This is a genomic window from Erwinia sp. AC075, from assembly GCF_979253995.1.
Window position 1 is genome coordinate 38,618 of sequence record NZ_CEEDEU010000001.1, and the last position, 26,417, is coordinate 65,034.

The 26,417-nt window shown below is 56.0% G+C and carries 18 protein-coding genes; 10 read left to right on the plus strand and 8 right to left on the minus strand.

Annotated elements, in window-relative coordinates:
* The 5 genes from hisS to AC0IXH_RS00170 all read left to right on the plus strand — a co-directional run bounded on the left by hisS (position 1) and on the right by AC0IXH_RS00170 (position 7,695).
* A complete protein-coding gene (hisS, locus tag AC0IXH_RS00150) occupies positions 1-1,275 on the plus strand; it encodes a histidine--tRNA ligase (protein WP_338574085.1) in 1,275 nt (424 codons plus the stop codon).
* A 39-nt stretch (positions 1,276-1,314) separates the two neighbouring features.
* Entirely contained in the window at positions 1,315-1,935 is a 621-nt protein-coding gene (locus AC0IXH_RS00155; protein ID WP_013203390.1) for a YfgM family protein, read from the plus strand.
* 47 nt (positions 1,936-1,982) lie between these two features.
* The gene (bamB, locus tag AC0IXH_RS00160) at positions 1,983-3,164 is read left to right on the plus strand and encodes an outer membrane protein assembly factor BamB (RefSeq protein ID WP_346566299.1); all 1,182 of its coding nucleotides are present in this window, start codon (positions 1,983-1,985) and stop codon (positions 3,162-3,164) included.
* Between the two features lie 176 nt (positions 3,165-3,340).
* Positions 3,341-4,828: a ribosome biogenesis GTPase Der gene (der, locus tag AC0IXH_RS00165; RefSeq protein WP_013203388.1), complete on the plus strand. Its 1,488-nt coding sequence runs from the start codon at positions 3,341-3,343 to the stop codon at positions 4,826-4,828.
* 434 nt (positions 4,829-5,262) lie between these two features.
* Positions 5,263-7,695: a glucose/quinate/shikimate family membrane-bound PQQ-dependent dehydrogenase gene (locus tag AC0IXH_RS00170; RefSeq protein ID WP_134822564.1), complete on the plus strand. Its 2,433-nt coding sequence runs from the start codon at positions 5,263-5,265 to the stop codon at positions 7,693-7,695.
* A gap of 85 nt (positions 7,696-7,780) precedes the next feature.
* Here the strand turns inward: AC0IXH_RS00170 and AC0IXH_RS00175 are convergent, their stop codons facing one another.
* The 3 genes from AC0IXH_RS00175 to xseA form a co-directional block, all read right to left on the minus strand.
* A complete protein-coding gene (locus AC0IXH_RS00175; RefSeq protein WP_013203386.1) occupies positions 7,781-8,113 on the minus strand; it encodes a protealysin inhibitor emfourin in 333 nt (110 codons plus the stop codon).
* Positions 8,113-9,126 carry a M4 family metallopeptidase gene (locus tag AC0IXH_RS00180; protein ID WP_151036787.1) on the minus strand — a complete coding sequence of 338 codons (1,014 nt, stop codon included), beginning with the start codon at positions 9,124-9,126 and terminating at the stop codon, positions 8,113-8,115. The genes AC0IXH_RS00175 and AC0IXH_RS00180 overlap by 1 nt, the downstream gene beginning before the upstream one ends.
* Positions 9,127-9,227: 101 nt before the next feature.
* Positions 9,228-10,607 (minus strand): exodeoxyribonuclease VII large subunit, encoded by a 1,380-nt coding sequence (gene xseA, locus AC0IXH_RS00185; RefSeq protein ID WP_346598105.1) that lies wholly within the window; start codon positions 10,605-10,607, stop codon positions 9,228-9,230.
* A gap of 170 nt (positions 10,608-10,777) precedes the next feature.
* On the opposite strand from xseA, the gene guaB reads away from it, so the two are divergent.
* Positions 10,778-12,244 (plus strand): IMP dehydrogenase, encoded by a 1,467-nt coding sequence (gene guaB / locus AC0IXH_RS00190; RefSeq protein ID WP_013203383.1) that lies wholly within the window; start codon positions 10,778-10,780, stop codon positions 12,242-12,244.
* A gap of 81 nt (positions 12,245-12,325) precedes the next feature.
* Positions 12,326-13,906, plus strand: coding sequence for a glutamine-hydrolyzing GMP synthase (guaA, locus tag AC0IXH_RS00195; RefSeq protein ID WP_013203382.1), 1,581 nt, complete (start codon positions 12,326-12,328; stop codon positions 13,904-13,906).
* 96 nt (positions 13,907-14,002) lie between these two features.
* On the opposite strand, the gene mgtE is transcribed toward guaA, so the two are convergent.
* Together mgtE and AC0IXH_RS00205 are read right to left on the minus strand one after the other, a co-directional pair.
* Positions 14,003-15,439 (minus strand): magnesium transporter, encoded by a 1,437-nt coding sequence (gene mgtE, locus AC0IXH_RS00200; RefSeq protein WP_346566305.1) that lies wholly within the window; start codon positions 15,437-15,439, stop codon positions 14,003-14,005.
* A 124-nt stretch (positions 15,440-15,563) separates the two neighbouring features.
* On the minus strand, positions 15,564-15,740 hold the full coding sequence (locus tag AC0IXH_RS00205; RefSeq protein WP_013203380.1) for a YfgG family protein: 177 nt from the start codon (positions 15,738-15,740) through the stop codon (positions 15,564-15,566).
* 288 nt (positions 15,741-16,028) lie between these two features.
* Between AC0IXH_RS00205 and AC0IXH_RS00210 the strand changes: the two genes are divergently transcribed.
* Positions 16,029-18,245 carry an EAL domain-containing protein gene (locus AC0IXH_RS00210; protein ID WP_471719724.1) on the plus strand — a complete coding sequence of 739 codons (2,217 nt, stop codon included), beginning with the start codon at positions 16,029-16,031 and terminating at the stop codon, positions 18,243-18,245.
* 25 nt (positions 18,246-18,270) lie between these two features.
* On the opposite strand, the gene tehB is transcribed toward AC0IXH_RS00210, so the two are convergent.
* Genes tehB through ppk1 form a run of 3 tightly spaced genes read right to left on the minus strand, consistent with a single transcriptional unit; the run spans position 18,271 to position 22,472 of the window.
* On the minus strand, positions 18,271-18,876 hold the full coding sequence (gene tehB / locus AC0IXH_RS00215) for a tellurite resistance methyltransferase TehB (protein WP_151036790.1): 606 nt from the start codon (positions 18,874-18,876) through the stop codon (positions 18,271-18,273).
* Positions 18,873-20,405, minus strand: a complete 1,533-nt coding sequence (gene ppx / locus AC0IXH_RS00220; RefSeq protein ID WP_013203376.1) for an exopolyphosphatase — start codon at positions 20,403-20,405, stop codon at positions 18,873-18,875. The genes tehB and ppx overlap by 4 nt, the downstream gene beginning before the upstream one ends.
* A gap of 6 nt (positions 20,406-20,411) precedes the next feature.
* Positions 20,412-22,472 carry a polyphosphate kinase 1 gene (gene ppk1, locus AC0IXH_RS00225; protein WP_013203375.1) on the minus strand — a complete coding sequence of 687 codons (2,061 nt, stop codon included), beginning with the start codon at positions 22,470-22,472 and terminating at the stop codon, positions 20,412-20,414.
* A 157-nt stretch (positions 22,473-22,629) separates the two neighbouring features.
* Here ppk1 and AC0IXH_RS00230 point away from each other — a divergent pair, with 157 nt between their 5' ends.
* Entirely contained in the window at positions 22,630-24,765 is a 2,136-nt protein-coding gene (locus AC0IXH_RS00230; RefSeq protein ID WP_471719725.1) for an ABC transporter permease subunit, read from the plus strand.
* Positions 24,762-26,408: a phosphate ABC transporter permease PstA gene (pstA, locus tag AC0IXH_RS00235; RefSeq protein ID WP_013203373.1), complete on the plus strand. Its 1,647-nt coding sequence runs from the start codon at positions 24,762-24,764 to the stop codon at positions 26,406-26,408. The genes AC0IXH_RS00230 and pstA overlap by 4 nt, the downstream gene beginning before the upstream one ends.
* The last annotated feature ends 9 nt before the right edge of the window (positions 26,409-26,417 follow it).

Sequence of the window (26,417 nt, forward strand, 5' to 3'; positions counted from 1 at the left end):
GTGGCGAAGAATATCCAGGCTATCCGTGGCATGAATGATTACCTCCCCGCGGAAACCGTCGTATGGCAACGCATTGAGCAGATCCTCAAGCAGGTGCTGGCCAGCTATGGTTACAGTGAAATCCGCCTGCCGATTGTAGAGCAGACCCCTTTGTTCAAACGCGCCATCGGTGAAGTCACCGACGTGGTTGAAAAAGAGATGTACACCTTCGAAGACCGCAACGGTGAGAGCCTGACGCTGCGTCCGGAAGGCACGGCAGGTTGCGTACGTGCCGGTATCGAACATGGTCTGCTGTACAATCAGGAGCAGCGTCTCTGGTATGTGGGACCGATGTTCCGCTACGAGCGTCCGCAGAAAGGCCGTTATCGCCAGTTCCATCAGATGGGTGTGGAAGTCTTCGGTCTTCAGGGCCCTGACGTTGATGCTGAGCTGATCATGATGACCGCGCGCTGGTGGAAAGCGCTGGGCATTTCTGAACACGTTAAGCTCGAGCTGAACTCAATTGGTTCACTGGAGGCGCGTGCTAACTATCGTGATGCGCTGATCGCTTTCCTGGAACAACATCAGGACGTGCTGGATGAAGACTGCAAGCGCCGTATGTACACCAATCCGCTGCGTGTGCTGGACAGCAAAAACCCGGATATTCAGGCGTTATTGAACGCTGCACCGGAGTTGAGCGAGTATCTGGACGCTGAATCACGCGAGCACTTTGCTGGCCTGTGTGAACTGCTGGACTCGGCGGGTATCGCCTATACCGTTAACCAGCGTCTGGTGCGCGGGCTTGATTACTACAACCGCACCGTCTTCGAGTGGGTGACCACCAGTCTGGGCTCACAGGGCACCGTTTGTGGCGGCGGCCGTTATGATGGTCTGGTTGAACAGCTTGGCGGTCGTGCGACCCCAGCCGTCGGTTTTGCGATGGGGCTGGAGCGTCTGGTGCTGCTGGTTCAGGCAGTTAATCCGGAATTTGAACCGACGCGAATTGTCGATGTCTATGTTATCGCTTCGGGTCAAGGCGTGCAGTCAGCCGCCATGCAACTGGCCGAGCAGATTCGTGATGCAGACCCGACACTGAAGTTAATGACTAACTTCGGCGGCGGTAATTTCAAGAAGCAGTTCGCCCGTGCGGACAAGTGGGGCGCTCGCGTTGCACTGATGCTTGGCGAAGATGAAGTTGCCAACGGGCAGGTGACTATTAAAGATTTGCGCAATGGCGAGCAACAGACGCTGGCGCAACGTGATGCTGCAGCCACACTGGCAGCGATGTTGAAATAAGCCAAAAGCGGTATCGCGGTTTTAAAGGAGAAGGTTTGCGTGGAAGTCTATAGCAACGAAAACGAACAGGTTGATGCGTTACGCGGTTTCTTTGCCCAGAACGGTAAAGCACTGGTTATCGGCGTCATTATTGGTATTGGTGCCCTGGCCGGCTGGCGCTACTGGAGCAGCCATGAAGATGGCAGCAGCCGTGAAACCTCCGCAGCTTATCAGCAGGTGTCTGGCGCGCTGGACAGCAGCAAGCCAGAAACGCTGGCCGCTGCGGCCAAATTTGCCAGTGAAAACAGCAACACCTACGGTGCGCTGGCTTCTCTGGACGTGGCCAAGCGCTACGCCGACGGCAACCAGTTGGATCAAGCCGCAGCCCAGCTGCAAAGCGGCCTGAAAGATACTAAAGACGCGAACCTGCAAGCCGTGTTGAATCTGCGCCTGGCGCGTATTCAGCTGCAGCAGAAGAAACCTGATGAGGCGGTAAAAACCCTCGATTTAATCAAAGGTGACGGCTGGACAGCTATCGTGGCTGACGTGCGTGGTGAAGCCCTGCTCAGCAAAGGCGACACCAAAGGCGCCCACGATGCCTGGAGCAAAGGCATTGACTCTGACGCGTCTCCGGCGCTGAAAGAGATGCTGCAGATGAAAATGAATAATTTACCCGGCTAAGTTTACCCGCGGTATAAAATTGCCTCCACAGGCTCAAGAGGGATTTCATGGAATTGCGTAAGATACTTCTGCCGGGACTGATTTCAGTCACTTTGCTCAGCGGATGTTCATGGTTTAGCGGTGAAGAAGACGTCGTCAAAATGTCACCGTTACCAAAAGTTGAAAATCAGTTTACCCCGGAAAAAGTCTGGAGCACCTCAGTAGGTGATGGTGTAGGTGATTACTACTCCAACCTGCATCCAGGCTGGGCAGACAGTACGGTTTATGCCGCCGATCGCCATGGCATTGTGAAAGCATTGAACGCGGGCGACGGTAAAGAACAGTGGAAAGTTGACCTGTCAGAAAAAACCGGCTTCTTCTCCAGCAATCGTCCTGCACTGATTTCAGGTGGCGTGACGGTTGACGGTGGTCATGTTTACCTCGGTAGCGAACGTGCTCAGGTCTATGCCCTCAACACCAGCGACGGTTCCGTTGCCTGGCAGACCCAGGCGGCCGGTGAAGTGCTGTCTCGTCCGGTGGTCAGCGATGGCCTGGTATTGATTCACACTAGTAACGGCATGCTGCAGGGTCTGGATCAGACCAGCGGTGCCATTAAGTGGTCTGTGAACCTCGACGTGCCGGCGCTTTCCCTACGCGGTGAGTCTGCGCCTACAGCGGCCTTCGGTGCGGCGATTGTTGGCGGTGATAACGGTCGCGTGAGCGCCGTGATGATGAACCAGGGCCAGATTATCTGGCAGCAGCGTATTTCCCAGCCAAGCGGCGCCACGGAAATCGATCGCCTGTCTGACGTGGATACCACGCCGGTGGTGGTCAATGGCGTGGTTTATGCCCTGGCGTACAACGGCAACCTGACCGCGATGGACCTGCGTTCTGGTCAGATCCTGTGGAAGCGTGAAATTGGCTCCGTGCACGATATGATCGTTGATGGCGGCCGTATCTACCTGGCCGATCAGGATGACCGTGTGGTTGCCCTGAATACCGAAGGTGGCGTGACCATCTGGCGTCAGAGCGATCTGCTGCACCGTAACCTGACCTCGCCTGTGCTGTACAACGGCTATCTGGTTGTCGGCGATAGCGAAGGCTATCTGCACTGGATTAATACCGATGACGGTCGTTTCGTTGCTCAGCAGAACGTCGACAGCTCCGGCTTCCAGACTGAACCGGTCGTCGCCAGCGATAAGTTACTGATCCAGGCAAAAGGCGGCGAAGTTTACGCGTTTACCCGCTAACTTCCACCCGCTGTTCTGGTCTTAAACGGCTCCTGATTCGTCAGGGGCCGTTTCGTTTTTCTCTGGGCGTGGTATCCTCTACGCCTTCAGCCTGCGTGTGCGTCAGCACTCTTTTTGTTTGTCGTGCATGAATAGTATGTATGTCAGGCGCTTAATTTTTGTCATGAGGCTTCAATATGGTACCTGTGGTCGCGCTGGTCGGGCGTCCCAATGTGGGAAAATCCACCCTGTTTAACCGTTTAACGCATACGCGAGATGCGCTGGTGGCGGATTTTCCTGGACTGACGCGTGACCGTAAATATGGTCGTGCTGAGGTCGAAGGGCAGCAGTTTATTTGCATCGATACCGGCGGTATTGATGGTAACGAAGAGGGTGTGGAAACGCGCATGGCCGCGCAGTCCCTGTTGGCGATTGAAGAAGCCGATGTGGTGCTGTTTATGGTTGATGCCCGTGCCGGCCTGATGCCTGCTGATATCGCTATCGCCCAGCATTTACGCTCGCGCGAAAAACCGACTTTCCTGGTGGCGAACAAAACTGACGGTCTGGATCCTGATTCTGCCGTGGTGGATTTCTACTCGTTAGGCCTGGGCGAGATCCATGCGATTGCTGCTTCTCATGGCCGCGGCGTCGCAAGCCTGCTGGAAGATGTGCTGGAGCCTTACCGCGAAGTCGTGGAAGAGTCTGCACCGCTGACGGAAGAAGAAGAGAACGCCGCTTACTGGGCTGATTTGGAAGCGGCAGAGCAGGGTGAAATCGAAGCAGCGGAAGCTGAAGACAACTTCAACCCGCTGGATCTGCCGATCAAACTGGCTATCGTCGGTCGTCCTAACGTCGGTAAGTCAACGCTGACTAACCGTATTCTGGGCGAAGACCGCGTGGTGGTGTTTGATGCCCCGGGTACCACCCGTGACAGTATCTATATCCCGATGGAGCGCGACGGTCGCGAATACATCCTGATTGATACCGCCGGTGTACGTAAGCGTGGCAAGGTGACGGAGACCGTTGAGAAATTCTCGGTAATCAAAACCCTGCAGGCTATCGAAGACGCCAACGTGGTAATGCTGGTGATCGATGCCCGCGAAGGCATTTCCGATCAGGATCTGTCGCTGCTGGGCTTTATCCTCAACAGCGGCCGCTCGCTGGTGATTGTGGTCAACAAGTGGGATGGCCTGTCACAGGAAGTGCGTGATGAAGTGAAAGAGACGCTGGACTTCCGTCTGGGCTTTATCGACTTTGCGCGCGTACACTTCATCTCTGCTTTACATGGCAGCGGTGTCGGCAACCTGTTTGAATCGGTCACCGAAGCCTATGACTGTTCAACGCGCCGCGTGAACACCTCTATGCTGACCCGCATCATGAACATGGCGGCTGATGACCATCAGCCGCCGCTGGTTCGTAGCCGCCGTGTGAAGCTGAAATATGCTCACGCCGGGGGATATAACCCGCCGATTGTGGTGATTCACGGTAATCAGGTGAAAGATCTGCCGGATTCCTACAAACGCTACCTGATGAATTACTTCCGCCGTTCGCTGGAAGTGATGGGCACGCCAATCCGTATCCAGTTTAAGGAAGGCGATAACCCGTACGAAGGTAAACGTAACCTGCTGACGCCAAATCAGCTGCGCAAACGTAAGCGTTTAATCAGCCATTTGAAGAAAAAGTAAAACAGATATTAAGGGAGCCGCCTGGCTCCCTTTTTTATTCCCTTTATTTTATTCCCGCCTCCGAATATCAAAAAAATCACTTCAGCTATAATGGATAATTGTGGCGCTGAACTATTTCTTCCGCTTTTTACGTGTGCTATCTGCTTTTGCCAAAAAGAGCCAGAAGTGTGAAGTTTGTTAAGTTTGTGTTTATTCCTTTACGAACCACGTGGTACAATTTTGCCGTTATTTCAGAGCCACCTCGCCTGCAACAGGCGTCGTCAGGGGCTTTGGCTAACACAGGACGGGGAAAGCCCGTATCGAATTGTTAATAAGTTTAGTGACTTAAGAATAATGTTCATCGCCCTTCGCTACCTGCCAACCCTGGTGTTTGCGGTACAGATGCAAAATGAAGATTGTGCTGAAGCCCTATTTTGTTCAGGAGTATTTTTACCATGTCTCAACTGAATGCCCGGCCATCAAAATGGCTGAGCTTGTGGTGCGTATTGCTGGGGTTAATCCTGCTGGCGACCGGCCTTTTCTTTGTGATTGGTGGCGGGAAACTGGTTTCACTGGGCGGTAGCTGGTATTTCGTTATTGCCGGCGTGTTCACCGTTCTTTCCGCGATTCAATTCTTCCGCCGCAAATCTTCTGCCGTGACGATTTTCGCGCTGGTGTTCATTGGCTCGGCTATCTGGGCCGTGCAGGACGCGGGCATGGATTTCTGGCCGTTGGTTTCCCGTCTGATGACGCTGGCCGGCCTGCTGTTGGTGGCGATGATTACGCTGCCAGCCCTGCGCAAGCGCGAAGGCAAATCATCAGCGGCTAAACCGGCTTACGCGATCTCTGCGGTACTGGTGGTTGGCCTGGTGGCCACGCTGGTGCAGATGTTCCAGCCGCACCCTACCGTGGCAAACGGTCAGGAATTGCCTCTGGTTCCTGTTGCGAAAGATCAGCAGCAGAAAGACTGGGACAACTACGGTAATACCCCTGGCGGTAGCCGCTTTGTGGCGCTGGACCAGATCACACGCGATAACGTGAAGGATCTGAAAGTTGCCTGGACCTACCACACTGGTGATATCCCACTGAGCCCGGACGGCAATGGTGCGGAAGATCAGCAGACGCCTCTGCAGGTTGGTAACACCGTGTTCCTGTGTACGCCGCACAACAACGTGATTGCCGTTGCGGCGGATACCGGTAAGCAGATCTGGAAAGCGGACATCAACGCGAAATCCTCCGTCTGGATGCGCTGCCGTGGTCTGGCTTACTTCGACGCGACCAAACCGTTGACGCAGCCTGCAGCGCCGGGTTCAAACGCGCCGGCACCGGTTAACCTGCCAGCAGGTGCTGCCTGTCAGCGTCGTGTTCTGATGAACACCATTGATGACCGTCTGATTGCGCTGGATGCAGATAACGGCCAGTTCTGTGCTGACTTCGGCAAGAACGGCACCGTTGACCTGCGTGAAGGTATGGGCGATGCAAAAGACCCAAGCTATGTACTGACGTCAGCGCCAACGCTGGCTGGCAGCACCGTCGTGGTGGGTGGACGTGTGGCGGATAACGTCAGCACCGATATGCCTGGCGGCGTAATGCGTGGCTTTGACGTGATCACCGGTAAAATGCGTTGGGCATTCGATCCAGGCAAAGACGATCCAAATGCGATCCTGATGCCGGGCGAACACTTCACCCGCAGCACGCCTAACTCATGGGCACCGATGTCTTACGACCCGAACATGAACACCGTGTTCATCCCGATGGGCAGCTCGTCTGTCGATCTGTGGGGCGTTAACCGTACCAAGCTTGACCACAAATACGGTGCAGCGGTTCTGGCCGTTGATGCAACGACCGGTAAAGAGAAGTGGGTTTACCAGACCGTGCATAACGATCTGTGGGACTTCGACCTGCCAATGCAGCCAAGCCTCGTCAACTTCCCGATGAAAGATGGCAGCAAGAAACCGGCCGTGGTGATCGGCACCAAATCTGGTCAGATTTACGTTCTCGATCGTCTGACCGGTGAGCCGCTGACCAAAGTGGAAGAGCAGGCGGTTCCGACGGCTAATATCCCGAACGAGCAGTATTCCAAAACTCAGCCACGTTCAGTGGGCATGCCGCAGATCGGCAACGAAACGCTGAAAGAGTCTGACATGTGGGGTGCAACGCCGTTCGATCAGCTGGCGTGCCGTATCAGCTTTAAATCGATGCGCTATAACGGGCTTTATACCCCGCCAGGCACCGATATCTCCCTCAGCTTCCCTGGCTCTCTGGGCGGGATGAACTGGGGTAGCATGTCTACCGATCCAAACCATAACTACCTGTTCGTCAACGATATGCGTCTGGGCCTGTGGCAGCAGATGGTTGCTGCGGCACCGGCGAAAGATGGCGCGGTGAACAACGGTGGTGAAGCCGTTAACACCGGTATGGGCCTGGTGCCGATGAAAGGCACGCCGTATGCAGTGAACAAAAACCGCTTCATGTCGCCGCTGGGCATCCCTTGCCAGAAGCCACCGTTCGGTACGCTGTCTGCAATCGACCTGAACACCCAGAAAATCGTCTGGCAGGTGCCGGTCGGCACCGTGCAGGATACCGGTCCGTTTGGTATCAAAATGCATGCACAGATGCCAGTTGGTATGCCAACACTGGGCGGCACCATGGCCACTCAGGGCGGCCTGGTGTTCATTGCCGGTACTCAGGATTACTACCTGCGCGCCTTCGATACCGCAACCGGTAAAGAAGTGTGGAAAGCGCGTCTGCCAGTGGGCAGCCAGGGTACGCCAATCAGCTACGTCTCACCAGAGAACGGGAAGCAGTACATCCTGATTTCTGCAGGCGGTGGCCGTCAGTCTCCAGACCGTGGCGACTACGTGATTGCTTACGCACTGGATAAGTAAGTCCTGCGGGGGAAACCTCTGAAGGCCTGAAAAAACAAAGCCCCTTCATCACTGAAGGGGCTTTTTTATTGCCTGCGTGTCAGGGCTATTGCCCGTCCTGCCAGAGCTGTACCAACGCCGGCGGTGCCTGATCTTCGGCAATGATAATCACGATGTTACCCAGCCGATCGGGCGTGGCATAACTGATCTCGATGCGGTAATAGCGCTGATCGCCCTGACCAGCCCGGCTTTGTTCTGCCGGCGATTCGGCCAGCGGCATGGCCTGGCGCAAAACATTGCACACATGCTCACGCTGAGGCCCGCTAAGCTGTGCCAGCGCAATGCGTCGCGGTCCCGACAGTTTAGGGATATAAGCAAAGCCTCCTTCACGCGCCACATCAATCACCGCGTCATCGCTCAGTTCCGGCAAGCTGTCCATCAGAGTACGCCAACCTGTTTCCAGGCCTCTTCAATCGCTTCCGCGACGGATTTGTTAAACCGTTTCTGACCATGCTTGATGGTAAAACCGGCAAAGGTTTTGAAATCGGCATTCTGCGGCAGGGTTTTGTCACAGACCGTGTCATACCAGGCGTATCCGGCCAGTTCCCATGCATAGCCACCCAGCGCTTTTGCCGCAAGATAGAATGCGCGGTTTGGAATGCCGGAATTAAGGTGCACACCGCCGTTATCATCGCGGGTCTGGATGTAGCCTTTCATGTCGGCGGGCTGCGGATCCTTACCTAATAACGGGTCGTCATAGGCGGTACCGGGCGCTGACATCGATCGCAGGCCCTTGCCTTTGATTTTGTCGGCCAGCAGGCCTTCGCCAATAATCCAGTCGGCCTGGTCGGCTGTCTGCTTTTGATGGAACTGCTTCACCAGCGAGCCAAAGACATCCGACAGCGATTCGTTTAGCGCACCAGCCTGCTCGAAGTAAATCAATCCGGCTTCGGTTTCGGTGACGCCGTGTGCCAGTTCATGACCGACCACATCCAGCGCGATGGTAAAGCGATTAAATATCTCGCCGTCTCCATCACCGAACACCATCTGCTGACCGTTCCAAAAGGCATTTTGATAGTCTTTGCCATAGTGGACGGTGCCTTTCAGCGTCAGGCCCTGATTGTCGAGCGAGTTGCGCTGGTAGGCCTGCCAGAAGAAATCATAGGTAAAACCAAGATAGTCATACGCCTCGGTCGAGGCGATATCGCTGCCTGCGGGCTGGCCTTCTCGACGAACCAGCGTACCGGGCAGATTTTGCGTCTGTTCTGAATCGTAAATTTCCCGCTGGACCTCGCCGGGCGTGGCGTGTGTTGTGCCTTCAGGTTTGATCCAGTTCTCGGCCATCAGCGTCTGAACGTGGACTAACGTATTGCGCGCACAGCTTTGCTGCTGCCCGGAACCGTTATCGATTATTTTGCGCAGGATGTAAGGGGGAATAACGCCATAGTGCATACCAAGCTCCCTGGTCGATGATGGGTATGCGAAAAGTATAGTCGCCAGGGGAGAGTTGTGCGGTGAAGTCAGTACCGCCTGTTAATCAGGCGGCATGGCAATCAGGATGCGGGATTTTTCGGCTTGCGCGGTTTTTTAGTCGGGGTTACGGCAGTGACTTCGCTCTCGACCCAACCGTCATCTAACCGGGTTTTCAGCGTGTCGCCGGTCTGCACCTGGCGGGTCTTTTTCACCACCTGGCCGTCCTGGGCCGTGGTGACGCTAAACCCACGCGCCAGCGTCGCCAGTGGGCTGACGCCCTCAAGTTGCGCGGTAAGCGTTGAGAAGCGCTGTTTCCCGCCATTCAGCTGCTGCTGCATCGCCTGTTGCAGACGGTACTGCCACTGCTGCAGGTTTTGCTGAGCGCGATGGATGCGCGCCTGCGGCTGAAACGCGCTCAGACGCTGCTCAGCGCGTTCTTGCTGACGGCCGGCCTGACGCACTCGTAACTGCATTGCGTCGTCCAGGCGGCGTTGCAGACGCATCAGCGCGGTCTGCTGACGGGCCAGTCGTAACTGCGGGTGCTGCTGCTGCAAACGATGCTGAATGCGGGTGAAGGTCCGGCTCTTCTGCGCGAGGTAATAATCCATCGCCATTTCCAGCCGGGTTTGCTGAGATTGCAGTTGTCGCAACAGTTCGATTTGGTTACGGCTCACCAGCTCGGCGGCAGCAGAAGGCGTCGGTGCCCGCAGGTCGGCAACAAAATCGGCGATGGTCACATCGGTTTCATGGCCAACGGCACTGACAATCGGAATGCGGCTGGCGTAAATCGCGCGGGCAACCCGCTCGTCGTTAAAGCTCCACAGATCTTCCAGAGAGCCGCCGCCGCGTCCCACAATCAGCACGTCACATTCGGCACGGGCGTTGGCGGTTTCAATGGCGCGAACAATGCTTGCCGGCGCATCCACGCCCTGAACCGGGGTAGGGTAGATGACGACAGGCAGCGAGGGATCGCGCCGATGCAGTACGCGCAGGACGTCATGTAACGCGGCGCCGGTGGACGAGGTGATCACCCCAACCTGACGGGCCGGATCCGGCAACGGCTGTTTATGGCTCTGTTCAAAAAGCCCTTCGCTCATCAGCTTCTGCTTCAGTTGCTCGAACTGCTGTTGCAACAGACCTTCACCGGCGGGCTGCATGCTTTCGGCAATCAGCTGGTAATCCCCGCGCGGTTCATACAGGGTGATGGTTGCTCTGACTAACACCTGCTGGCCATTTTGCGGCCGGAAGGTGACGCGCCGGTTACTGTTGCGGAACATCGCACAGCGCACCTGGGCACCATCGTCTTTCAGAGTGAAATACCAGTGACCGGAAGAGGGCTGCGAGAAGTTGGAGATTTCAGCACTCAGCCAGACCTGGCCCATTTCCATCTCCAGCAGCTTGCGCACTGTGGTATTGAGACGGCTGACGGTAAAAATATTGGCTGATGGCGGTAGCGACATGTGATGAAGATCAAACTTTAAATCAGAGGGTTAATTGACCGATACTACAGGCCTGACTGGTGGGATCAAGAACTTTTCGTAAATAATGCTGGAGGCAATCGATTACGGCCTGTATAATGCCGCGGCAATATTTTACAAGTTCTCATTCACCCTGAGGTTGAGATATTGCCATGCTAAGAATCACTAAAGAAGCCCTGACTTTCGACGACGTTTTGCTCGTTCCTGCTCACTCCACAGTCTTACCAAACACGGCTGACCTCAGCACCCAGCTTACCAAATCTATCCGTCTGAACATCCCAATGCTTTCCGCTGCTATGGATACCGTGACCGAAGCCGGTCTGGCTATCGCACTGGCACAGGAAGGTGGACTCGGCTTTATCCACAAAAACATGCCAATCGAGCGCCAGGCGGAAGAAGTTCGCAAGGTGAAGAAGCATGAAAGTGGTGTGGTTACCGATCCGCAGACCGTTCTGCCAACCACCGCGCTGAGCGATGTGAAAGTGCTGACCGAACGTAACGGCTTTGCAGGCTACCCGGTGGTGAACGGCGACAACGAACTGGTCGGTATCATTACCGGTCGTGACGTGCGCTTCGTGACCGACCTGAGCCTGCCGGTTTCGGCGGTAATGACCCCGAAAGACCGTCTGGTTACCGTTCGCGAAGGCGAAGCCCGCGAAGTGGTTCTGCACAAAATGCACGAAAAACGCGTGGAGAAAGCGCTGGTGGTGGATGATAAATTCCATCTGCTGGGCATGATCACCGTGAAAGACTTCCAGAAAGCCGAACGTAAACCTAACGCCTGTAAAGACGAGCATGGCCGTCTGCGTGTGGGTGCTGCGGTTGGCGCCGGTGCCGGCAACGAAGAGCGTGTTGATGCGCTGGTGGCTGCGGGTGTTGACGTGCTGCTGATTGACTCCTCACACGGCCATTCTGAAGGCGTTCTGCAACGTATCCGTGAAACCCGTGCGAAATATCCCGATCTGCAGATCCTGGGCGGCAACGTGGCGACCGGTGCAGGCGCACTGGCGTTGGTTGAAGCTGGCGTCAGCGCAGTGAAAGTGGGTATCGGTCCGGGTTCCATCTGTACCACGCGTATCGTGACCGGCGTCGGTGTGCCTCAGATCACTGCGGTTTCTGACGCGGTTGAAGCGCTGGAAGGCACCGGGATTCCGGTTATTGCCGATGGCGGTATCCGCTTCTCGGGTGATATCGCTAAGGCGATCGCCGCAGGTGCAAGCGCGGTCATGGTTGGCTCAATGCTGGCGGGTACCGAAGAATCTCCGGGCGAAATCGAGCTGTATCAGGGCCGTTCATTCAAATCCTACCGTGGCATGGGTTCGCTGGGCGCAATGTCCAAAGGCTCCTCTGACCGTTACTTCCAGACCGACAACGCGGCGGACAAACTGGTACCGGAAGGGATTGAAGGCCGTGTGGCTTACAAAGGCCGTCTGAAAGAGATCGTTCACCAGCAAATGGGTGGCCTGCGCTCCTGTATGGGTCTGACCGGTTGTGCTACCATCGACGACCTGCGCACCAAAGCAGAATTTGTCCGCATCAGCGGCGCCGGTATTTCGGAAAGTCACGTTCACGATGTGACGATCACCAAAGAGTCCCCGAACTACCGTATGGGTTCATAACATCGCTGAACCCCACGCCCGGCTTAGCCGGGCGTTTTACTCCTTCTCCCTGAATTTGTTATATCGCCCTGGAATAGCCCAATGACGACGGAAAATATTCATAAACATCGCATTCTGATCCTTGATTTCGGCTCGCAGTACACGCAGCTGGTTGCACGCCGCGTGCGTGAGCTGGGCGTCTACTGTGAACTGTGGGCGTGGGATGTCACCGAAGAGCAGATCCGCGGGTTCAACCCGAACGGCATCATCCTTTCTGGTGGCCCGGAAAGCACCACCGAGCACGCAAGCCCACGTGCGCCTGAGTATGTCTTCAATGCGGGCGTGCCGGTGCTGGGCGTGTGCTACGGCATGCAGACCATGGCAATGCAGCTGGGTGGCAAAGTGGAAGGCTCTAACGAGCGTGAATTTGGCTATGCACAGGTTGAAATTGCCTTGCAGAGCGCTCTGACCCGTGGCATCGAAGATTCCCTGAGCGCAGATGGCAAGCCGCTGATGGATGTCTGGATGAGCCACGGCGACAAAGTGTCCGCTATTCCGGCTGATTTCGTCACCGTTGCCAGCACGGATTCCTGTCCGTTCGCGATTATCGCCAACGAAGAGAAGCGTCTGTACGGCGTGCAGTTCCACCCGGAAGTGACGCATACCCGTCAGGGCCTGCGTCTGCTGGAGCGTTTTGTTCGCGATATCTGTGAATGTGAAGCGCTGTGGACACCGGCAAAAATCATCGAAGACACCGTTGAGCGTCTGCGTGAGCAGGTGGGTAACGACAAAGTTATCCTCGGCCTGTCTGGCGGTGTGGATTCCTCTGTGACCGCGATGCTGCTGCACCGCGCCATTGGTGACCGCCTGACCTGCGTGTTCGTGGATAACGGCCTGCTGCGTCTGAACGAAGCCGAGCAGGTAATGGATATGTTCGGTGACCACTTCGGTCTGAACATCATTCACGTTGCCGCTGAAGACCGTTTCCTTGATGCGCTGGCTGGCATCGACGAACCTGAAGCGAAGCGTAAGACCATTGGTCGCGTCTTCGTTGAAGTGTTCGACGAGCATGCCACCATGCTGCAGGACGTGAAATGGCTGGCGCAGGGCACCATCTATCCGGACGTGATCGAGTCTGCTGCGTCTGCCACCGGCAAAGCGCACGTGATCAAGTCGCATCACAACGTGGGTGGACTGCCGAAAGAGATGAAGCTGGGTCTGGTTGAGCCGCTGAAAGAGCTGTTCAAAGACGAAGTGCGCAAAATCGGTCTGGAATTGGGTCTGCCTCACGACATGCTGTTCCGTCACCCGTTCCCGGGCCCCGGCCTGGGTGTTCGCGTGCTGGGCGAAGTGAAGAAAGAGTACTGTGACCTGCTGCGTCGTGCGGATGCCATCTTCATTGAAGAGCTGCACAAAGCCGACCTGTACAACAAGGTCAGCCAGGCGTTCACCGTGTTCCTGCCAGTGCGCTCCGTTGGCGTGATGGGCGATGGCCGTAAATACGATTGGGTTGTTTCTCTGCGTGCGGTAGAGACCATCGACTTTATGACCGCGCACTGGGCGCACCTGCCGTATGAATTCCTCGGCCGCGTCTCTAACCGCATCATCAACGAAATCAACGGCATCTCCCGTGTGGTTTACGATATTTCAGGTAAACCACCGGCGACGATTGAGTGGGAATAGCGCTCAGCTAACCCGTTCTGAACGTTGAAACTAAAGCCCGCGTAATCGCGGGCTTTTTTATGTCCGTTATCAGGCTGCTGGGCGGAGCCAGACCGGTTAGTGGATCAGGAAAATCGTCGCCAGACCGAGGAAAATAAAGAAGCCGCCGGTGTCGGTCAGCGCGGTGATTAATACGCTGGAACCGACCGCCGGATCCCTTTTGAATTTGGTCATCATCAACGGGATAAGCACGCCCATTAACGCCGCCAGCAACAGATTCAGCACCATCGCCAGCATCATCACGCCGCCCAGCGCCGGATTGCCGTACATCGCCCAGGTGACGCCGCCCATAATGCCTCCCCAGAACAATCCGTTAATCAGCGCTACGCCAAGCTCACGGCCAATCAGGAAGGAGAAGTTGCCCGGTTCGACCTGGTGCAATGCCAGAGCACGGACAATCATGGTAATGGTCTGATTACCGGTATTGCCGCCGATGCCCGCGACAATCGGCATCAGTGCCGCAAGGGCGACGATTTGCGAAATGGTGCCTTCAAATAATCCAATCACCCGTGAGGCGACAAACGCGGTACACAGGTTAACGGCCAGCCAGGTCCAGCGCGTGCGCACCGATTTACGTACCGGCGCGAACACGTCCTCATCCGGGTTTACCCCACCCATTTTACGGATGTTGCTGTCGTTCTCTTCGTTGACCAGGTCGACCACATCTTCAATGGTCACGCGGCCCATTAACTTGCCCTTGGCATCGATAACCGCCGCAGAGATCAGGTTATAACGTTCGAAGGCCCCGGCGGCATCTTCCGCCTTATCATCGATGCGGAAGGTGGTCGGTTTGTCGTTCATCACTTCATGAACCATCTTCTTCGGCTTGTTCAGCAGAATGTCAGTCAGCGCCAGCTCACCTAAAAGGGTGTTGTGCTCATCGGTGATAAACAGCTTATCGGTGCCATCAGGAATGGATTTTTTACGCCGCAGGTAACGCTGCACGGTGGCAAGGGTTACGTCAGCAGGCATGGTGATCAGCTTGAAGTCGGTGATGCGACCGACGCGATCGCGATCGAAATCCATGACTTCCAGCACGCGGGAGCGTAACGCCGGATCCAGGGAGGTCAGCAGTCGGCCGGTTAAATCCCGCGAGAGATATTTTGACAGGTAAACCTGCTCATCAATATCCAGAGGAGCGATGGCGCGCAGCAAATCGCGGTCGCTCATCTCTTCGATCAGGCTGTCCCAGACGCTTTCAGAGGCTTCGACCAGCACCATCCCGCGGCGCTCGGTGTCAATCAGATGCCACAATGCCAGGCGTTCATCTTCCGGCAGGGCTTCCAGCAGGTCAGCAATATCCGCAGCGTGCAGCAGGGGAATATACTGCCTGATCTCTTCCGCCTGTTCCTCGTGCGCCCTGGCCTCGGCAGGTGTTTCATTTAGCGGACGTTCAAGCAGCGTATCGACCAGATCGCCGTCATTTAACAGCAGATTGAGGATACGGCCACGGATTTCAGCAAGTTGCTGGGCATGGGATAAGGCTACAGACATAAAAATTCCCTTGTGTCTGGCAAAAGACGAGCGAGACGGTAAGTATTGCTCAAATCAGGCAAAAGAGTGAGAGAAGTCGCATTTTTATAGCAACTCCCTGGGGGGAATACGATGGCAGAGCCGATTATTTCGTTATGACGGTAGGCACAGCAACGTCCTGATTTTTTTGCTGATGATGTTTGATGGCACCGGGCACCACAAAAATTAACCGTCCCACTAAGATAATAAAGCTCACCAGCAATATAATTCGGGTCATATGGCTGGTTTTACGACGTTTTCTAAATGACATAGCGCTATTCACGCATCGGTTCCTGAAAAAAGCCCGCAGGCATTAATACAATTTAGGCACAGCCAGCCCAGCAGGTCAACGTTGAGGCTGCGCGCGGGCCAACAGATTGCGCCAAATCAGATTTTGACAAGGCTAAACGATCATTTGCTTAAACGCGTCGGCATTAACGACAGCAAATCAGCCAGGTTTGATTTAAATCAATTTTTCCTTAACTGCTGACTTTACTATAACCGAATCCGACCCCGAGAAACGTGCAAAGACCTGTTATGGCCTGACGTTTTTGCCACCCTGTCGAGCACCATGAATATCACACACTGGATCTCCCGCTTCAGCCAAAGCGCCTTCGGGTTGCCCCTGATTTTACCGTTGCTGCTGATGCCGCTTTCCACCCAGCTCTCCATCCGGCTGGTGGTTGAAGGCGGCTATGTCTATCTGATCTATCTGCCACTGGCCATGTACCTTGCCATGCTGTTGGTTTTTGACTGGCGAGCGATGCCGGGAATTGCGCTGGTGCTGAGCCTGTACTATTTCTCGCGCTTTAGCCCGCTGCCCGCCGCGCTGATTATTAGCGTTACGCTTGCCGTGCTGGCGCTGGGTATGAAGGGCTATAAACTCCATGCTGGCCGGCGCGGTAAGGCGGATTATGGTGGCCTGAGCCTGGCACAGGTGCGTTTGCTTTGGCTGGCTTTTCTGATGCCAACGCTGTTCATCTTTGGTATGCAGGGCGTGGCAACCACGGGCGTGGTCGCGCTGGATGGCACGGTTTTTACCCCCGGCTTATTCACCCTGCACACGCTGCTTAATTACCAATCCGTACTGCTGTCCTGCGTGACGATGGTGCAGATTTACTACTTTGCTATCCGTTGCATCCGCAAGCCGCGATTTATTCGGGTGATTTACTGTCGGCTTACCCATCAACGGGCGGCCAATCTCCACCCGTATGAGTGTGTGGCATGGCTCTCGCTGGTGGCGTTTCTGCTGGTGATGTTGCTGCTGATGCAGCAAAGCGAAGACAACCTGTTGGCCAGCGATTATGGCCTTCCTTTGCTGCTGCCGCTGATGCTGTGGTCGGCAATGCGGTTTGGTTACCTCTTCACGTCATTGAGTTGGGCGGTGCTGCTGGTGGTGCTGTACCAGTTACGCGACCGGTTTCTCTGTCCTGAGACCGAGCCTTACCATCTGGCGGTGATGTCGGCGAACCTGCTGGTGTTCAGTCTGACGATCCTGATGATGGCGGCGATCAGTACCCGCCAGCGGCGGATCTTAATCAAAACCAGGCTGGCTGCCTTAAGCGATCCGGTTTTCAACCTACCCAATCTGCGCGCACTCAGCGCGGATTTGAATGAAATCCCACTGACTCTTCTGTTTTACCTGAGCATCCCGGAACTCGACAGGCTCAGCCGTATGTATGGATTACGGTTGCGCATCCAGTACAAGCGCAGCCTGGCGAACTATCTGCTCAATGACCTGCAGCCGGGCGAGGATGTCTACCAGCTGCCCGGCTTTGATCTGGCGATCAGGCTTAATTACACCGCTCGTCAGCAGCGTATAGAAAGCATTGAGGCCAGTCTGAAGGCGTTCCATCTGCGCTGGGAAGGTCTGCCGATCCATCCCGATATTGGCATCAGTTATTGCACCGTCCGGCGCCCGGTGACGCATCTTTACGAGCTGTTGGGCGAGATGAGTGCCATGGCCGAACAGTCGCTCAGAACCGGCATCGCGGAAAGCTTGCTGCGTAATAACAGTCTGCCGGTTCAGCGCCGGATCGCGGAAAAGGTGGCGGTGATGGATGAGATCCGCGACAGGCTGCGGAACCAGGGCTATCCGATCCTGGCACAGCGGGTACAGGGCGTGCGGGGAGATGATTACTACGACCTTACGCTCAGCATGCAGGACAGCTCAGGACAAACGCTATCCCCGGAGAAACTGGATGAGCTAGGGTTGAGCTGGGAAGTGGATCGTTGGACCCTCGAGCACGTGCTGGCCTTTGCCGACCGGCAGCGTGATCGGCTTGCAGTCAGCCGTTTTGCCGTGACCCTGTTTATCTCCAGCTTGTGCCGGCCCACGCTGGCCAAAGAGATCAAAGGGTATCTGGAGCTTTATGACCTGCAGCCCTGGCAGTTGATTATCCAGGTGGCGGATTCGCCGCTGATGAATCAAGCCAGATGGGGCGGGCGTTCAGCTTTACAGCTGCTGCAACTGGGCTGTCGGGTAGTGGTCACTGATTTTGGCAGTGAGTTTGCCGGCTACGCCAGGCTGAAAGAGTTGGAAGGCGATATGCTGAAAGTGGACGCGCGCTTTATCAGCAGCATGCTGCAGGACTGCCTGAATTATCAGGTGATAGCGGCAATCTGTGCGCTGGCACAAAGTAAGCGCATGGGCGTTATTGCCTGTGGCGTAAATTCACTGGAAACAGAACAGGCGCTGCGCCAGCTCGGAGTGGATTATTTTCAGGGGGAAGCGATCGGTGCGGCAAGGCCGTTGCAGGAAATGATTCAGGCCGGCGTGGAGAAGTGATGTAGCCAGCCTGAATCCGCAGAGATTAGTCTTTCGTGATCTCTTTCTGTGCCAGCAAGGTGGCAAAGCGCAGCGAAATACGATTGCCGTGCTCGTCAGTACGATGCAGCTGACCGACGTGCTCGTTGTATTTCAGGATGTGCCATTTGCGGTAGTAATCGCTAAGCTCACCGGATTTGAAGGCGAAAGGGAAGCCCTGATCGCACGGATAATCGTCGGTATCCATCGCCGCAACAATCAGGTTATAGCCGCCTTTGACCGTGCTGGCCTGCATATCGGCAATCAACTGCGGGATGGTTTCCGGCTGCAAAAACATCATCACCACGGTAGACAGTACAAAATCCCAGCCGCCGTTGAAACGCAGATCGTTGAGATCTTTTTCTGCGGTCTCGATCCCGGTCAGCTGCTCATCGGCAATAATCTGGTTCAGCCGCGCCAGGCTGGCCGGATTATTATCCCATCCGGTAACCTCAAACCCTTTCAGGTTGAGGTAAAGCGAATTTCGGCCACTGCCGCAGCCAACGTCCAGCGCCCGCCCAGGCGCGATCAGTTGCAGGGCTTCCAGCACCTCGGAATGGGTCGGGGAAAGCTGATATTTTTCGGTGTAGTAGTCATCGGGCCTGACAATCATGGCTTGTTCTCTTCCTGAATCGTTAACTGCCAGCCAGTAACCTCTTTCCAGTAGCTTTGCTCGCGTTCTAAATCGAGCTGTACCAGGTTGTTCTGGCTGAAATAGTCGACCGGGAAAGTCAGCGTCCAGTGGCCATCATCCGTATCCAGTTTCAGCACGTCCGGCGTGTTGGTGGCCTGACGCTGATTATTCAGCAGCGTGGCAAGGCGCAACAGGAACACTAATGGCAGGAACTGCTTTTTCTTGAACAGGGTAAGACGAGGCATTTCATCGACTTTCACCGCTTTACGGTGGAAGCGTACCAGGGTTGCCAGCAGCGTTTGTTGATCCTGGTTAAAGCCCGGCAAATTGGTATTTTGCAGGATATACGCGGAGTGGCGCTGCATGCCGCTGTGGTTGATGGTCAGTCCGACTTCATGCAGCATCGCAGCCCATTTCAGCATGGCTGACAGCTGTGGATTGGTCAGCTTCGGATTCTGTTCGCGCCACTGAAGGTAGAGTTTTTCGGTGGTTTCCAGCACGCGACGCGCCTGGTCGCTGTCGATGGCATAATGATTTGCCAGACTTTGCGCGGTACGGCTGCGAATATCCTGATGACGGAACCGACCTTCCATTTCATACAGCACGCCTTCACGCAGCGCGCCGTCCGACAGACGCAGTTCGCGAATGGCCAGCGCATCGAACACGCCGCTGAGAATGGCTAAGCCCGGCACAAACACCGCTTTGCGCTCTTCAGACAGGCCTGGCAGGCTCAGGGCATCAAACGATTTATGTTTGATCACTTCGTCGTACAGCATCTCAATGCGTTCAGGCGTGATGAGCTTCTCTTTCTCACCCATCGCCAGCAATACTTCACAGGCGGCTTTGATGCTGCCAGACGCGCCGAGGGCAAACTGCCAACCTGTCAGGCGATATTGCCAGGCCATGGTTTCCAGCTTTTGCGCAGCGGCCAGGCGGGCACGGCGGAAATTCTCTTTGCTGATCACGCCGCCAGGGAAGTAGAGGTTAGCAAAACTGACGCAGCCCATGCGGCGGCTCTCGACCAGCTTGGGCTCGAAGTCTTCACCGATGACCATTTCCGTTGAGCCGCCGCCGATATCAATGACCAGCTTGCGTCCTTTCTCCGGCTGCGTGTGCTCGACGCCCATAAAGATCAGACGGGCCTCTTCATTGCCGGAAATCACCTCAATCGGGTAGGGGATGACATCGGCGGCACGACGCAGAAAATCTTCGGCGTTGACCGCTTCACGCAGCGTGTGAGTACCGACGATGGTCACATTGGCCGGGCTGAAACCCTGCAAACGTTCGGCAAACAGCGCCAGGCAGCTTAACCCGCGCTCAATCGCCTCTTCGCCCAGCACGTTATTGTGATCCAGGCCGTCGGCCAGATGAACCCGCTGTTTCAACCTGCCGAGCACCTGCATGGCACCATCCACCACGCGGGCAATCACCATATGAAAACTGTTCGAGCCCAGGTCGATTGCGGCGAATTCCTGCGGTTTGGGCGTATTTTTCTGGGATATTGGCATAGTGAGTTAGTCAGGTTGTTCCAGAGATTTAATGTAATCGTAAATAGCCAGCTGGGCGCGCACTTTGCGGCGATTGCCGCGCGGAACATACTTATTGCTCAACTCTTTGTCTACGAAGCGCGCTTTAAGCGTATCACTTAACAGGATGCCAATAATATCCAGCACCCGCTGTTTCAGAATAGGGTCAAGAATGGCGACGGCCACTTCGATACGGTAATCGATGTTGCGGGTCATCCAGTCAGCCGAGGAGAGATAGACTTTTTTGTCGCCACCGTTATCAAAAATATAGACGCGATCGTGCTCAAGGTAGCGGTCAACAATACTAATTACGCGGATATTTTCACTGATGCCTTCCAGATTGGGGATCAGCGAGCACATGCCACGGATCAGCAGATCGACCTTCACGCCGACGCTGGAAGCGGTATACAGCCTGTCGACCAGGCCTTTATCCACCAGATTGTTCACTTTAAGCGTGATGCCAGCCTGAATGCCTTTCTGCGCATTGGCGATCTCATTATCGATCAGCTGATACAGCATCTGGCGCGAGTTCTGTGGCGAAACCATCAGATGCTCGAAGGTGACCGGGCGATAAGGGTTTTCAATAAAGTTAAACACCCGGCGCACTTCGTTAGTGATACGCGCATCGGCGGTCAACAATGAGTAGTCGGTATAAATACGCGCGGTTTTTTCGTTGAAGTTACCGGTGCCGATATGGGCATAACGGGCAATCTCGCCGTTTTCACGCCGTGAGATTAAGAACAGCTTGGCGTGAATTTTCAGTCCAGGAGCCGAGAAAATCACGTGTACGCCGGCTTCCGTCAGGCGTTTGGCCCAGTGAATATTCGCTTCTTCATCAAAGCGCGCCTGCAGTTCCACCACCACGGTGACTTTTTTGCCGTTATAGGCCGCATGGATCATCGCGTCGATAATGCGCGAGTTCTTGGCGACACGGTAAATATTGATTTTGATGGCTAACACCGCCGGGTCAAACGACGCCTGACGCAGCAGTTCCAGCACATGCTCAAAGGTGTGGTACGGGTAATACAGCAGCACATCGCGATTACGGATGGCATCGAAGCCGTTGCGGAAACGGTCGAACCAGATGTGGCGCAACTGCGGCAGCGGTTTGTTAACCAGATTGGCCTTGCCGACGTTCGGGAAGGTAATAAAGTCTTTAAAGTTATGGTAACGGCCGCCCGGCACAATGGAGTCGTAGTTGGTGATGTTCAGCTTTTTGCTCAGCATCTCAACCATCGCATCCGGCATATCACGCTGATAAACGAAGCGCACCGGCTCGGCGGTTAAACGCTGCTTCAGGCTGGAGGACATCAGTTCCAGCAGGCTGGATTCCATCTCGGTGACCAGATCGTATTCGGCATCGCGCGTCATCTTCATCGAGTAGGCATTTAGCGCATCGTAATCAAAGAAGCCGCGGAAAATATCGCCCAGGCAATAGCGCAAAATATTGTCCAACAGGATCATCGGTTTGCGGCGGCGCGGCGTTTCCGGCGGCAGGTTGACGAAGCGCGGCACCTTGTCTGACGGGATTTCCAGCAGCGCATAGCTGATCTGATCGCCACGGATGATCTCTACCGCCAGATAGGTGTAGTCATCCTTCAGAAACTCAATCAAGTCGGTGTCGTGATTGACCAGAATCGGCGTGATGTGCTGACGCAGTTGGTGTTTGAAATAGTGGCGCAACCAGCTCTGCTGGTTTGGCGAAAGCTGGCGCTCGTTAATCAGGAAGATCTGATTACGGGCCATCTCCAGCAGCAAATCATTGTACAGGCCGTCGAATTCCTGGTCCGCTTTCAACACCCTGGCCTGAATTTTTTTCAGTAAGTGGCGCGGGGTATTGGGAATGCCTTGCTCTTCGCCAATCAGAATGCGGCGTTTCAGGTCGGCGAAGCGGACTTTATAGAACTCCTCCAGGTTATTGGAGTAAATGCCTAAAAAGCGCATACGCTCAATCAGGGGGTTGGATTTATCTGCCGCTTCCTGGAGAACGCGCTCATTGAACGATAACCAGCTCAATTCTTTTTCTATATACAGCTTTTCCTGACCCATTTTTACTCCGTATGAAGATCCTGCCCTTGACCGGCCATTGTCTCACTTCATTATGGCGAGAGTATGGCAGGAAAGTCCAACGGACATTGTTGATTGTCTTATTAACCACATACGGGCAACATAGCGGCTTCAATGCCCACAGGAAAGCACTTAACGCATGAGTTCGACCCCCATTCCCGCCCAGTTCAACGACCGGCGCCGTCAATTTATTGATCGGCTGACTCGCCGCGTCGTCAGAGTCTGCGGGCTGGCGATCCTGCTGGTGATGCTGCTGCTGTTTGTCTGGCTGCTGTGGGTGGTGGTGCCGCTGTTCTCGTCACCGTCGATTGGCAGTGCGCAGACCATCAGGCTGCCTGCCTCAACACCGTCAGTGGCGCTGGGGATGGATACCCGGCAAAAGTGGGCATGGCGAATTGACCGCCAGGGACAGGGCATGTTTATCCCGCTTGATGCACAGCCGCCGTCAGTGGCCTTTCCGCTTGCCGCTGGCGAAGTCAGTGCCGTGACGTCCGCCGATAATGGCAGCGTGTTGCTGCATAGCGCCAGCGGACTGGTGTTGGTTCAGCCACAGCTAACCGTCAGCCACGACGAACCGGTGTGGAAATTCCCGCTCGGCGATCGACCGTTAGCGGGCAGCGATGCCAATGCAACGGTCATGAGCCTGGCCCATGCCGACGATCGCTGGCTGATTGCTCAGGGCAGTGCGCAGCAGATCACGCTGTTGCGGTATGCGGCAGGCGCTGCGCCTGAGAAATTCACGCTTGCGGTGCCGGATATCAACCAGCTGCTGCTTTCCCCGGATGGCAAACTGCTGTTCGGCGTCGCCGGCAATATTCTCCGCGTCTGGCGGATCGCCCCGGACGGGCCGGTTCTGCGCGATACGCGCACCTTAACCAGCGCACCCCATCGAATTGCCTTACTGAGCGGCGGAAGCTCGTTGCTGTTGTCCGATGCCAATGGGATTGCGCAGTGGTTTGATATCGCCAGCGAAACCGGGCCGCATTTGCAGCCTATCCGCCAGTTTGCCGGAGCAGAAGATCGCGGGCTGCTGTTCAGCGAGGCGCATCGGCGGGTATTTGCCACGCTCAGCCCCGCCGGTGAACTCAAGCTGTATGCCAGTAAGCAAAGAGGCGCGATTTTGTCACGCCAGCTGGCTGCCAATGCCGAAAATGGCGCATTTTCGCCGCAGGGTGATGGTTTGCTGCTGGAGCACGGCGGCATGTTGCAGCACTACAAAATTGATAACCCGTGGCCCGATATCAGCTGGCGAAACCTCTGGCAAAAAGTCTGGTATGAACACTATCCATCGCCCGATTACGTCTGGCAATCGACCTCGGCTAATGACGAATATCAGGGCAAATTCAGCCTGGTCCCGATGGTGATGGGAACATTGAAAGCGGCTGGCCTGGCGATGCTGTTTGCCACGCCGCTGGCACTGGCTGCGGCAATGTATACCGCCTGGTTTATGGCGCCGGGTTTACGGCGCTGGGTGAAACCGGCGATAGAGATGATGGGCGCATTGCCCAGCGTGGTCATCGGCCTGATTGCCGGGCTGTGGCTGGCCCCGCTACTGGCTGACAAACTGCTCGGCGTGCTGCTGTTGCCGCTAATGCTGGCTGGCGTCCTGCTTTTATGCAGTTGGGCCTCGCTGAAACTGCCTGCGCGCTGGCGTCGCCGCCTGTGTGATGAAGGGCGTGAAATCTGGATCCTGCTGCCGCTAATGCTGCTGACCGGCGTCTTCTGCCTGGGGTTGCTGCCCGCCATTGAGCACAGCCTGTTTGGCCAGGGTCTGGCCGACCGTTTCAGCAGCGGCTATCAGCAACGTAACTTATTGATTGCCGGCGTGGCGATGGGCTTTGCGCTGGTGCCGTTAATATTCACCCTGGCGGAAGATGCCATCTTCAGCGTGCCGGCATCGCTAGGGCAGGGCTCACTGGCGCTTGGTGCAACGCAGTGGCAAACGCTCACTCGCGTGGTGGTGCCGGGCGCCTCTTCCGGCATTTTCGCCGCCCTGATGATCGGCTTTGGTCGGGCGCTGGGTGAAACGATGATTGTATTGATGGCAACCGGCAACACGCCGGTCACCGAAGGCGGTTTATTACAGGGCGTGCGCAGCCTGGCGGCTAACGTGGCGATTGAAATGCCCGAGGCGGCTGCCGGAAGCGGTCACTACCGCATCCTGTTCTTAAGCGCGCTGGTGCTGCTGGTGTTTACCCTGACGGTAAATACCCTGGCTGAATTGATCCGCCAGCGCCTACGCCGGCGTTACAGTCAGCAGGAGGAGACGCTATGAGTGGAGTGATGAACAATCACCGCTGGCGCTGGCTGACCGGTGGCGCGGTGGCGGTCAGCCTGCTGGCGTTTATTTTGCTGATCGCTCTGCTTGCCTGGCAGGGCATGAAGTATTTCTGGCCGCATCCGGTCACGCTGTATACGGTTCAGCAAACGGTCGGCACCACGCAGATGCTGGGTGAAGTTGCCCAGTCACAGACGGTTTCCCGCCAGCAGCTTGAGGAGAGTGGCCGCGTGTTGCCAGCCGGGCTGCCGCAAGAGCTGACCCGCTATCTGATTAAAACCGGCAACCGCGATTTCGCCGCCTCCGATTTTCACAGCATCTTAAGCAGCCAGATTGTGTCCAGCGAGCAGCCTACCGGGGTGATCGCGCTGCAACGTCGCACCGGCGGCATGGCGTACGGCTGGTTCGACGGCCTGCTGGAGAACGGTCAGCCGCTGGTGGCGCGCAATATGATGCGCACCTTGCAGCAGCGGATAAAACAGTCGCAACAGCATATGTCGCAGGCGGAGAAAATCCGCCGGGTGAGCATGGCCAGGCTGAACAGCGAACTGGAGCAGCTGGCGCAGCAACAGCGGCATCTTCAGCAACAGCACCAGTACACGGCGCAGGCACAGTCGATCCATCAGGCGGACAGTGCCGAGCTGCAGCGTCAGTTTGTGCAGAAGGCCCAGCAGCTCAGCGACCTGAATGATGAAAGCAGCAGCACGGTGCTGATCCTGCGGGATGCTCAGGGCCAGCAGCACCGCATTGCGATGAACGAGATCCTCGGCGCCTGGTATCCCAATGCGATGAGCTACGGCGAGAAATGGCTGCATCTGGCCTGGCAGATCTGGCACTTTGTCAGCGGCACCCAGGGCGACAGCCTGGGCGAAGGCGGCGTGTTCCCGGCGATATTCGGCACCGTGCTGATGGTGCTGCTGATGTCGATCGTGGTGATGCCGCTGGGGGTGATCGCGGCAATCTGGCTGCATGAATATGCCGGAAACGGCCTGATGACCCGGCTGGTGAGAATTGCGGTGGTAAACCTGGCGGGTGTGCCTTCGATCGTTTACGGCGTGTTTGGCCTCGGCTTCTTTGTCTGGCTGGTGGGCGGCAGCCTCGACAAACTGTTCTTTGCCGATGCCTTGCCCGACCCCACCTTTGGCACGCCTGGCCTGCTGTGGGCCTCGCTGACGCTGGCATTGCTGACGCTGCCGGTGGTGATTGTCGCCACTGAAGAAGGCCTGTCGCGTATTCCTAAATCCCTGCGTCAGGGCTCGCTAGCCTTAGGGGCCACCCAGGCGGAAACGCTGTGGCATGTGACCCTGCCGCTGGCCGTTCCCGCGATGCTGACCGGCCTGATCCTCGCCGTGGCGCGCGCAGCAGGAGAGACCGCGCCGCTGATGCTGGTGGGCGTGGTGAAAATGGTGCCAGAACTGCCGATCGATGCGGTGTTTCCTTATTTGCATCTGGACCGTAAATTTATGCACCTCGGATTCCAGATTTACGATCTGGCTTTCCAGAGCCCGAATGCTCAGGCGGATCGTCCGCTGGTCTTTGCCACCGCGTTGTTGCTGGTAACGATAATTCTGGCGCTGAACCTGCTGGCGATGGTGTTACGGCATCGCCTGCGGGAACGCTATCGCGCCCTGATGAACTGATGGTGAGAG